Source organism: Microbispora sp. CSR-4 (assembly GCF_008033685.1).
GTDB lineage: Bacteria > Actinomycetota > Actinomycetes > Streptosporangiales > Streptosporangiaceae > Microbispora.
Map to the genome: position 1 here is coordinate 143492 of NZ_VJVX01000004.1, position 10971 is coordinate 154462.

The following is a 10971-nucleotide window of genomic DNA, read 5'->3' on the forward strand; positions in this document are numbered from 1 at the left end:
GGTGTCCCGTTCACGGCGTGTCCGAGCGGGTGCTCTCCCACTCCTCCACGCGCCGCCGGTATTCCCTGGCCGCCGCCCTGAGCTCGGCCTCGGGATCGAGCCCCGCGTCCTGGATCTCCCGTACGAGCGCGAACAGGCGGGCGCCCGCGGACGGCGTGAGGTCGCCGGCGAGGGAGCCGGGCGCCCCGACCCCGCCAGCCCGGCGCAGGAGCTGGGCGGCCAGGGAGATGGCCGGCTGGCCCATCGGCACGCCGCTGAGCACCGAGCCGGTCTCCCCCTTGGCGGCCCGCTCGGCGGCCTTGATGGTCTCCCAGTTGTCGCTGACCTCACCGGCACCGGAGACCTGGACGTCCGCGAAGACGTGCGGGTGGCGGCGCACCAGCTTCTCCACGATCCCGTCCGCCACGTCGTCGATGTCGAAGCCGTCCCCGTCCGGCCCCATCCGCTCCTGGGCGAGCCGGGCGTGGAACATCACCTGGAGCAGCAGGTCGCCGAGCTCCTCGCGCAGCGGCGGGCCGAAGTCGCCCTCGTGGATGGTCTCCAGCACCTCGTAGGCCTCTTCGACCAGGTAGGGCACGAGCGACTCGTGGGTCTGCTTGCGGTCCCACGGGCACTCGCGGCGCAGCCGGTCCATGACCTGCACGAGGTCGAGCAGCCGTGCGCCGGGCAGGTCGTAGGAGCCGGGGACGACCTCGATCTCCGGCGGCTCGTCGAGGGAGATCGCGGCGTGGCCGACCGCGCGCATGAAGTCCTCGTCGCCGTCCTGCGCGGCCAGCCACACCACCGTCCCCGTACGGCTCTCGCGGGCGATGGCGCCGGGGTCGGGGGTCACCACCTCGACCTGGACGCCGGCCTCGTCGAGATAGGGCAGATAGGGGTGGTCCGGGGTGCCGGTGAGCACCCGCCCCCGGTTGAGGGCGCGCCACGCCGCGGGCGCGAGCAGGCCGGGAGCGACCCGGGGCGAGGTGGTCACCACGATCAACGCCATGGACTCAGCCTAGTGAAGCCCGACGAGCCCTCCCGCCCGGCGTCGCCGCACCACCCGGGCGCACGAGACCGGCGTGGCCACACCACCCGGGCGCACGAGACCGGCGTGGCCACACCACGCGGACGCGCGAAACCGGCGTCACCGCACCACCCGGGCACGCGGGACCAGCGTGGCCACACCACGCGGACGCGCGAAACCGGCGTCACCGCACCACCCGGGCACGCGGGACCAGCGTGGCCACACCACCCGGGCGCACGAGGCAGCTCGGGCGTGCGGTCAGCCGGCCTGGCCGGCGTCGGCCGCGCCCGCGGCGGCGCCACCGGCCGCAGCCGCGGCCGGCGAACCGAAGCGGTCGTCGGCGACGAAGCCCTGCTGGGGGTCGAACTTGCCGTAGCGCGGGCTGTACTTCACCGGCACGGTCGAGTCCGCCTCCTGGATGATCTTCTGGAGGGCCGCCTGCTGTGCCGCCTGGTCCTGCCCGGCGCCGGACTGCTGCGCCAGCTTGTTGCGGACGATGACGGCCCGGATGAAGGCACGGCCCTCGTCGAGCGGGATGCCGTTGGCCAGCAGCACCTTGTTGAACTGGTCCCAGCCGCCCTGCGCGATGGCGATGTCGTCGACCTCGCGGTCGGTGACCGTGATGCCCTTGCGCCGGCCGAGCTCCTGGAACTGCCTGCTCGTGGTCATGTTGAGCAGCACCGTCTGCGGCAGCGAGAAGGTCAGCTGGAGCTGGTCCTCGGAGATCTTGTTCGCGGCCAGGTCGGCGCGCAGCTCGCGGACCTCGTCGTTCAGGTCACTGGAGGTGATGCGCTCCGAGCCCACGATGGCCGCGGAACCCGCCTGCACGGGGCCGCCGCACGCGGTCACGGCGATCCCGGTCGCCGCCAGCGCCACGGCGACGCGCACTCGATACGACTTCACGGACGATCCTCCCGAACGACACCGGCCACGCATTTGTTGACATTTTCGCGGGTCACTGTACCCGCACAGGCTCCAGGAACAGGGCCTCGACCAGGTCCCCACACCATTTCAGCAGGTCGAGGTCGCGGAGTGGCTGACCGCCGATCGGCTTGGTCTTGGGCACCGGCACCAGCAGGATGCCCGTGGCCTGCTTCCAGATCGAGCGGGGATAGAGCCGCTGCAGCCGCACCTGCTGTGAATCTTTCAGCTCGACCGGCGCGAACCTGATCTGCTGGCCCTGCAGCGTCACGTCGGTCAGCCCCGCCTTGCGGGCCTTGATCCGGAAGCGCGCCACCTCCAGCAGGTTGTCCACCTCCTGGGGCGGCCTGCCGTACCGGTCGGTGAGCTCGTCGCGGACGGCCGCGATGTCGTCCTCCGAGCCGATGGCCGCGATCCGCTTGTACGCCTCCAGGCGCAGCCGCTCGGAGGTGACGTAGTCGTGCGGCACGTGGGCGTTGATCGGCAGCTCGACCTTGACCTCGGGCCGCTCCTCCACCTTGGTCTCGCCCGCGAGCTTGGACTTCTGCTCCTGGACGGCCTCGGCCATCATGCGGACGTACAGGTCGAAGCCGACGCCGGCGATGTGGCCCGACTGCTCGGCCCCGAGGATGTTGCCGGCGCCGCGGATCTCCAGGTCCTTCATGGCGACGTACATGCCGGCGCCCATCTCGGTGTGCTGGGCGATCGTGGCGAGCCGCTCGTGCGCGGTCTCGGTCAGCGGCGCCTCGGGCGGATAGAGGAAGTACGCGTAGCCGCGCTCGCGGCCCCGGCCGACCCGGCCGCGCAACTGGTGGAGCTGCGACAGGCCGTAGTTGTCCGCGCGGTCCACGATGAGCGTGTTGGCGTTGGGCACGTCGAGGCCCGACTCGACGATCGTGGTGGAGACGAGCACGTCGAAGTTGCGCTCCCAGAAGTCCACCATGATCTTTTCGAGCTGGCTCTCGTTCATCTGCCCGTGGGCGACCGCGATCCGCGCCTCCGGCACCAGCTCGTGCAGCCGCGCGGCCACCTTGTCGATCGTGCGGACCCGGTTGTGCACGAAGAACACCTGGCCGTCGCGCATCAGCTCGCGCCGGATCGCCGCCGCGATCTGCTTCTCGTCGTACGGCCCGACGAACGTGAGGATCGGGTGCCGCTCCTCCGGCGGGGTGAGGATGGTCGACATCTCGCGGATGCCGGTGAGGCCCATCTCCAGCGTCCTCGGGATCGGCGTCGCCGACATGGCCAGCACGTCCACCTGCGTGCGCAGGTGCTTCATGGCCTCCTTGTGCTCGACGCCGAACCGCTGCTCCTCGTCCACGATGATCAGGCCGAGGTCCTTGAACTTCACTTCGGGCGACAGCAGCCGGTGCGTGCCGATCACCACGTCGACCCCGCCCGTACGCAGCCCGTCGAGGGTCTCCCGCACCTCGGAGTCGGTCTGGAAGCGGGAGATCGGCTTCACCGTGACCGGGAAGCTGGCGAACCGCTCGCCGAACGTCGACAGGTGCTGCTGCACGAGCAGCGTCGTCGGCACGAGGACGGCGACCTGCTTGCCGTCCTGCACCGCCTTGAACGCCGCCCGCACCGCGATCTCGGTCTTGCCGTAGCCGACGTCGCCGCAGATCAGGCGGTCCATCGGCACCGGCCGCTCCATGTCGCGCTTGACCTCGTCGATCGCTTCGAGCTGGTCGCCCGTCTCGGCGTACGGGAAGGCGTCCTCCATCTCGCGCTGCCACGGGCTGTCGGGCGCGAACGCGTGACCGGGCGAGGCCATCCGGGCCGAGTAGAGCCGGATCAGCTCGCCCGCGATCTCCCTGACCGCCTTCTTCGCCCGGGTCTTGGCCTTGGCCCAGTCGGCCCCGCCCATGCGGTTGAGCGTGGGCGCCTCCCCGCCGACATAGCGCGTGACCTCGTCGAGCTGGTCGGTCGGCACATAGAGCCGGTCGCCCCTGGCGTACTCGATCACGAGGTATTCGCGGGTCGCGCCCTGGATCGTGCGCTGCACCATCTCGATGTAGCGGCCCACGCCGTGCTGCTCGTGCACCACGTGGTCGCCGACCTTGAGCTGCAGAGGATCGACCATGTTGCGGCGGCGCGACGGCAGCCGCCGCATGTCCTTGGTGGACGCCTTCTGTCCGACGAGATCGAGATGGGTCACGACGGCGACGTCCGGCGTGACGAAGCCGTGGTCGATCCGGCCCGTCGTGACCTGCACGACGTCCTTCGGCGGCGGACCGTCGAGGGACGGCACCAGCCGCGCCGCCACGTCCACGCCCTTGAGCAGCTCGACCATGCGCTCGGCCGGGCCGTGGCCCTCGCTCAGCAGCACGACGGCCTTGCCCGCGCCCATCCAGCCCTTGATGTCGGCGAGCGCCCGCTGGGTGTCGCCCCGGTAGGCCTCGACGTCCTGCGCGTCCAGCTCCACGCCCTCGCCGAACGGCGCGATGCTCCACCACGGCTGGCCCAGCTCGCCGGCGTGGTCGCGCACCTCCTCAAGCGTGCGGAAGGCGGCAGCCTCCAGGTCGATCGGGGCCTCGCCGCCCGCGGCCGCGGCGATCCACGACGCCTCCATGAACTCCTGGCTCGTATGGACCAGCTCGACCGCCCGGCCGCGGATGCGCTCGGGGTCGCAGACGAACACCGCCGACCTGATCGGCAGGTGGTCGAGCAGCAGGTCCATCTCCCCGGCGAGCACGGGCGCGAACGCCTCCATGCCCTCCACCGGCACGCCCTCGGCGAGCTGGTCGAGCACGTCCTTCAGCGCCGGGTGCTCCTCCCCCAGCTCACGGGCGCGCCGCCGTACGTCGTCGGTGAGCAGCAGCTCACGGCAGGGCGCGGCGAACAGCCCGTCCTGGGCGACTTCGAGCGAACGCTGGTCGGCCACCTTGAACCAGCGGATCTCCTCGATCGTGTCGCCCCAGAACTCCAGCCGCAGCGGGTGCTCCTCGGTGGGCGGGAACACGTCGAGCAGGCCGCCGCGCACGGCCACCTCGCCGCGCTTCTCCACCATGTCCACGCGGTGGTAGCCGTTCTCGACGAGCCGGGCCACCACGTCGTCCAGGTCGGCGTCGTCGCCCGCGCGCAGCCGTACGGGCGCCAGGTCGCCGAGCCCGGCCACGATGGGCTGGAGCAGCGAGCGGACCGGGGCCACCACGATCCGCAGCGGCCCGGCCGCGGGGTCGCCCTCGATCGGGTGCGCCAGCCGCCGCAGCACGGCCAGGCGCTGGCCGACCGTGTCGCTGCGCGGCGACAGGCGCTCGTGCGGCAGCGTCTCCCAGGCGGGGAAGACGGCCACGGAGCTCTCGTCGACCAGGCTCGTGAGCGCGGCGGCGAGATCCTCCGCCTCACGCGCGGTCGCCGTGACGGCGAGCACCGGCCGTACGCGGGACAACGCGGCCACGGCGAACGGCCGCAGCGCGGGAGGCGCCACCAGTTCGGCGCCCGGCTCGGCGGTCTGACCGGCGGCGTCGAGCGCGGCGGCCAGTTTGGGTTCGGCGGATACGAGGTCGAGCAGTCCGGAAAGAGACATCGATGCCTTCAAAAGCCCCGTGACAAAGACAGCCGGCGTGCGGACGCGACCCCGTTCGTCCGGCCGATCCCCCTGACAGAGGAGATCCGCGAGACGCTCCCAACCGGGCCGCGGCTACCAAGGCTACGCCCTGTCTTATGGCCTCGCTCCGCTCGGCCGCTCAGGCGCCTACAGTCCGCGGTCGTGCCGGAGGCGCGCAATGGACACTTCCTTCAGTGCGTGCTCGCTCGTCGCTCGCTCCGCGCGCTCCTCACTCCAGACATGGCCGCGCCCCTCGCATATCCATGCGTCTCACTCCGTTCGCTCCTCGGCGGGGACATGATGGGGAACGGCAAATGCGCAACTCGGCGTCGTCAAATGATTACGCTCGGTCGTATGACAGAGGTTCGGTTGTCGTCCGCTGACCAGGACGACGTGTTCAGCCAGCGGATCCGCGAGCAGTGGACCGACCAGCTCGGTCGGCGTCTCGACATCCTCATCGCCGGATGCGGCCGGGGCGGCGTCCTCGACGTGGGGCGCTACGAGCCGAGGATGACGGGGGTGGACGAGGATCTGCCGCCGCTGCGGACCCACACCGCCAACCGCGACGACCTGGAGGCGTCCTACCTGGGCGACCTGCGGCTCGTGCCGATCCCGCCGCGCTCCTTCGACGTCGTCTACGTGTCGTTCCTCCTCGAACGCATCCGCCACGCCGAGCTCGTGCTCGACCGGCTCGTCGCCGGGCTGCGCCCCGGCGGGCTGCTGCTGCTGAAGATGCGCGACCGCAAGTCGGCGTACGGCTTCTGCGACCGGGTGACCCCCCGCTGGGTGCGCCGGGCGCTGTGGCGCACGCTCGCCCCGGCCGGGTCGGTGGGGCCGCTTCCCGCGGTCTACGAGCCGCTGGCCTCCCGCGAGGGCATCCAGGCGTACTGCCTGATGCGCGGGCTCATGATCGCGGAGGACTACTCGGCGGTGAGCGGCCCGGCCCGGCGGGGCCCGCACGGCGGTCTGGTCTCCGTGGTCTGCCGGACCGTGGCCGCGCTCTCGCGAGGCGGGCTCAACGGCACCGAGGACGAGATCACCATGGTGATCCGCCGTCCGCAGAACCATTTCGCCCGCCTCATCTGAGCCGCTATCCGAGGCCGCTATCCGGGGCCGCTATCCGGGGCCGCTATCCGGGGCCGCTATCTGGGCGTCAGGACCGGCTGCCATGTTCCGGGCTCCTGGGCGTTCTGCCGGTAGACCGAGAGCTGGACCCTGCTCCCGCCGTCGACGCCCACCAGGACCAGGCCGTTGTGGAACTCGCTTCCGCACGTGTCCGCGCAGCCCAGGGCGACCAGGCGGCGGTCGTCGGCCCAGGCGAGAAGCTGGAGCACCTCCTGGCGGCCCACGACCTTGCCCGTCGAGAGCTCGGTGATCTCGGTGGGCATGCCGTCGGGGCCGGCGAGCAGCGTGCCGTCGGGCGACACGCCCGCCTTCGACTCCGTGACGACGTAGCCGGCGGGCGCGTCGTGCGGCCTGCCGTCGAGGTCGTAGAAGGCGTCGGGCCGCTTCCAGATGTTGCTGGCCTCGCGGATCAGCGTGCCGTCGTCGCTCCAGCGGAAGTCGCGCCGCACGTTGCTGTTGTCGGTCCGGCAGGGATCGACGGCGTGGAAGTCCCCCGCCGTAGCGGTGGCCACGTCGACGATGTAGAAGCCGGTGCGGCTGGTGGAGACCGCCTGGAACGGCGGCAGCAGCCGGGGATCGCCGGGCGTCGCCGCGACCGGGGCCGGGCACCGCCGCTCCTCGGCCGACCTCATGTCCAGATCGGGGGACTCGTCATAGGCGGTGGCCACCAGGCGCGTGCCGTCGGGCGACCAGGCGACGCCGCCCACGGGGTGGTCCACCGGCACCCACGCCCGCACCCGCCGGGTCTCCATGTCGAAGATGCCGATCCTCCGCACGGGCAGGTCCTTCTCCAGGACCGCCGCCCAGCGCAGGCCGGGGGCGACCTCGACCCAGCCCCACTCCGTCTTCTCGTAGCTTTCGGTCACCTGGTCGAGGAGATACCACGTCAGGTCGAGCGCCTCACGCCCGTCGACCGTACGCCGCCGCCAGGTGTAGTAGGCGGACAACGCCACCCGGCCCGCCGCGATCATCCTCTTCGGCGGGGAGTTCTCCGTGTCGGCGAGCACGTCCTGCGCGGGGGGCGTCTCCCGGTACGGCTGGACGGGCACCACCACAGGCGGGCCGCCGACCTGCGAGACCGGCGCCCTGTCGAGGAGGGGGACCACGACCAGCGGCACCAGCAGCGCCACGGCCGCCACGACGGCCGCGCACGCGACCACACCCGCGAACCTCGTCAGGCGCAGCCGAGACCGGCGGCGCAGCGCGCGGTCGGCGAGGTCGGCGGGCACGTGGACCTCCCGCGACCACTCCGACAGGGTCTCCTTCAGGATCCGGGGGGTCATGACGTCACCTCACTCAGGCGCAGATCGGCGAGTTCCGGCGCGGTCGTCCGCAGCCGGGCGAGCGACCGGTGCGCGGTGCTGCGCACGGTCCCCACGGAGCAGCCGAGGATCCGGGCCACCTCGTCCTCGGGCAGGTCGTCGAGATACCGCAGCACGAGCACGGCCCGCTGGCGGGGCGTTAGCCGGGCGAGCGCCCGGCGCAGGATCATCCGCAGCTCGGCCTCATGGGTGCCCGCGCGGCCTGCCGGGGGTTCCGGCACGTCGGCCACGCTCGTCTCCCGCTGCCGCCAGGCCAGGCGCCACCAGCTGATCTGCTGCCGATACATGACCTGTCGCACGTACGCCTCGGGCTCGTCGAGCCGCCCCCACCTCGTGACGACCTTGGCCAGGGCGGTCTGCACCAGGTCTTCCGCGGAGTGCTGGTCTCCTCCCGTCAGCAGATAGGCCAGCCGCATCAACGCCGGCGCACGGGCCGACACGAATTCGCGGAATCGTCGCTCCTCTGCGGCGTCCACGAGCACCTCCTCGGATTAGTGTCTGCCTGTAGACGCCCCGGGCACCGGCACGCTATGCGTGGGGTTGCCAGTAGGGTGCGTTCCGACCCACCGAAGCCGCGACCTCAAGCGAGCGCCGACCGATTCGAGCGGAAACGGAAGCCATGACCGAGTGGACGCCCGACGCACGTGAGCTGGCCGACCTGGAGCTGCTGCTGTCCGGGGCGTACGCGCCGTTGACCGGGTTCCTCACCTCGGCCGAGGTGGAGAGCGTGGTCGAGCGCGGGCGGCTGCCCGGAGGTGCCTCCTGGCCCGACCCGATCACGATCACGCTGCCGGACGAGTTCGGGCCCGGCGACCGGGTGACGCTCCGCGACCCCGAGGGCGCCGCGGTCGCGGTGCTGACCGTCGTGGAGCGGGACGGCCACCACGCCGCCGGACCCGTCGAGGCGCTCGACGCCCCCGCGTACGGCCCGTTCGCCCGGCTGCGCCGTACGCCGGAGGAGATCCGCAAGGACCTGCCGGACGGCGAGGTCCTCGCGGTGACGATGCGCGGGCCGCTCGACGGCGCCACGCTCGACGACGTGGCGGCGACCGCCGAGGAACTGGACGCCGCCGTGCTCCTCATGCCCCTCGTCTTCGGCGAGGGCGGCCCCGCCGTGGTGCGCGCCGCGCTCAAGGCGGCCGAGCGGCTTCCCGGCGCGACGGTGGTCGCGGTGCCGCTCGCGCCGCGCGAGGACACCGAGATCGACCTCGAACTCCGCGAGCACGTGGCCCGCAACTACGGCGCCACCGAGCACTACGCCGGTCCCGCGCCGATCAGCATTCCGGGGCCGCCGCACAAGCGGGGGCTCGTGGTGTTCTTCACCGGCCTGTCCGGCTCGGGCAAGTCGACGATCGCCCGGGGCCTGCGCGACGCGCTGCTCGAACGCGGCGGCCGCACGGTCACCTACCTGGACGGCGACGTGGTGCGGCGGATGCTGTCGGCGGGGCTCACGTTCTCGCGCGAGGACCGCGACCGCAACATCCGCAGGATCGGCTTCGTGGCCGCCGAGGTCGCCCGCCACGGCGGCCTGGCCATCTGCGCGCCCATCGCGCCGTACGCCGCGACCCGCAACGAGGTGCGGGCGATGGTCGAGGAGGTCGGCGGCGACTTCCTGCTCGTCCACGTGGCCACGCCGCTGGAGGAGTGCGAGCGCCGCGACCGCAAGGGCCTGTACGCCAAGGCGCGGGCCGGGCTGATCCCGGAGTTCACCGGGATCTCCGACCCGTACGAGGAGCCGGAGGACGCCGACCTCGTCCTCGACACCACGGACATGACGATCGAGCGCGCGGTCGGCGCCGTGCTGAACCTGGTCACCTCGGGCGGCTGGGTCCGCTGACGCCCGCGTCCACGGCTCGGGAGGGCGACGCCGATCCCGGGCCCCGTACGCGGCGGGCCGGGGCGACGTTCCGCGCGGGCCGGCTCAGGAGGCCGGCACCGGGGTGGACGTGAAGCGGGGCAGCCGCCCGAGCTCCGCGAACGCCCGGGTGGCGCCCGGCGTGGTGTCGAACCTGGTGTCGCCCCGGGGCGCCAGCGGCGAGTCGAAGTAGACCAGCGCCTTGATCTGGGGATAGTCCCCGATCTGCCGCCGGACCGAGTCGAAGAAATCGCGCTTGAACGCGGGCGCCCCGCGCCGCTCGAAGGCGCCCCACTCGGCCACCATGATCGGCTTGGCCGGGAACCTGGCCTGCATCCACCGGTAGAACCCGGGCCAGCCGGGCGCGTCGGGCCGCGTCTTGTCGACGAGCGTGGCGAAGTCGCGCACCCGGTCGTCCGCGTACGGGTCGAAGGCGACCCAGTCGACCACGTCGTCACCGGGGTAGAGCCGGCCGAACCACGGCTTGACCGCCCAGTTGGGCGCGCCCATGTAGGTCATCACGGTCACCGCGTTGCGTACCCCCTGCTGCCGCAGGCGGATCACGACGTGGCGGTACATCGCGACGTAGTCGGCGGGCGAGTAGCCGCGGCCCTCACGCACGTCGTTCTCCGGCTCGTGGTGGATCGTGAGGAAGAACCGGCCGGGAAAGGTGCGCCGGATGTGCGCGGCGAGCCGGTCGATGCGCCCGTCCACCGCACCACGCGCGACCTCGGCCCAGGTGCGGTCGAGCGCCGGCTTCCAGTTCACCAGCAGCAGCCGGGGCCCCTTGGCGATCACCCGCTCCTCCATCGTGGGGAAGAGCTCCCCGCCCCGGTGGTAGACGTGCACGATGTCGGCCCGGCGGCCCATGCGCCGTTCGGCCATGTCCACGGCGCGGATCGGGCCGCGTCCGGAGAAGACGTCGGGCGCGATCCCCCACCACGCCCCGCACGTCGGGATGAGCTTGTCCGTGACCGCACAGGCGACCGGCCTCGTCCCGGCGCCGCCCCCCGGCACCCGCCCGCTCGTGGCGGTGCCCGTGCACGCCGTCGCGCACGCTCCCGCCACCAGTACGGCCAAGCCGGCGATGAGTCTCATCGCGCCCCCTTTCTCGGCAGACCACGCATTGAACGGATGGGCAAACACCATCCCATCAATCCCTGTGACTTCGGGGCCGGTTTCCCCATCT

General features: G+C 72.2%; 7 protein-coding genes and 1 pseudogene. 2 read left to right on the top strand and 6 right to left on the bottom strand.

The genetic code is table 11. The features are described 5' to 3' along the window. Window positions 1-10: 10 nt before the first annotated feature. The 3 genes from FLV34_RS06465 to mfd form a co-directional block, all read right to left on the bottom strand. A complete protein-coding gene (locus FLV34_RS06465; RefSeq protein ID WP_142650749.1) occupies window positions 11-988 on the bottom strand; it encodes a MazG family protein in 978 nt (325 codons plus the stop codon). A 276-nt stretch (window positions 989-1264) separates the two neighbouring features. Further along, entirely contained in the window at window positions 1265-1909 is a 645-nt protein-coding gene (locus tag FLV34_RS06470) for a SurA N-terminal domain-containing protein (protein ID WP_168066380.1), read from the bottom strand. A 52-nt stretch (window positions 1910-1961) separates the two neighbouring features. After that, on the bottom strand, window positions 1962-5459 hold the full coding sequence (mfd, locus tag FLV34_RS06475) for a transcription-repair coupling factor (RefSeq protein WP_147942601.1): 3498 nt from the start codon (window positions 5457-5459) through the stop codon (window positions 1962-1964). Between the two features lie 375 nt (window positions 5460-5834). On the opposite strand from mfd, the gene FLV34_RS06480 reads away from it, so the two are divergent. Next, window positions 5835-6566 carry a methyltransferase domain-containing protein gene (locus FLV34_RS06480; protein WP_168066382.1) on the top strand — a complete coding sequence of 244 codons (732 nt, stop codon included), beginning with the start codon at window positions 5835-5837 and terminating at the stop codon, window positions 6564-6566. A gap of 56 nt (window positions 6567-6622) precedes the next feature. On the opposite strand, the gene FLV34_RS06485 is transcribed toward FLV34_RS06480, so the two are convergent. Both FLV34_RS06485 and FLV34_RS06490 read right to left on the bottom strand, forming a co-directional pair. Continuing rightward, entirely contained in the window at window positions 6623-7888 is a 1266-nt protein-coding gene (locus tag FLV34_RS06485; RefSeq protein ID WP_142650752.1) for a WD40 repeat domain-containing protein, read from the bottom strand. After that, window positions 7885-8403, bottom strand: coding sequence for a SigE family RNA polymerase sigma factor (locus FLV34_RS06490; protein WP_142650753.1), 519 nt, complete (start codon window positions 8401-8403; stop codon window positions 7885-7887). The genes FLV34_RS06485 and FLV34_RS06490 overlap by 4 nt, the downstream gene beginning before the upstream one ends. Before the next feature lie 110 nt (window positions 8404-8513). On the opposite strand from FLV34_RS06490, the pseudogene cysC reads away from it, so the two are divergent. After that, window positions 8514-9764, top strand: a pseudogene (gene cysC, locus FLV34_RS06495) (adenylyl-sulfate kinase); the annotation flags it as partial. Between the two features lie 84 nt (window positions 9765-9848). On the opposite strand, the gene FLV34_RS06500 reads toward cysC, so the two are convergent. Continuing rightward, window positions 9849-10880, bottom strand: coding sequence for a glycoside hydrolase family 26 protein (locus FLV34_RS06500; protein ID WP_142650755.1), 1032 nt, complete (start codon window positions 10878-10880; stop codon window positions 9849-9851). Window positions 10881-10971: the final 91 nt, after the last annotated feature.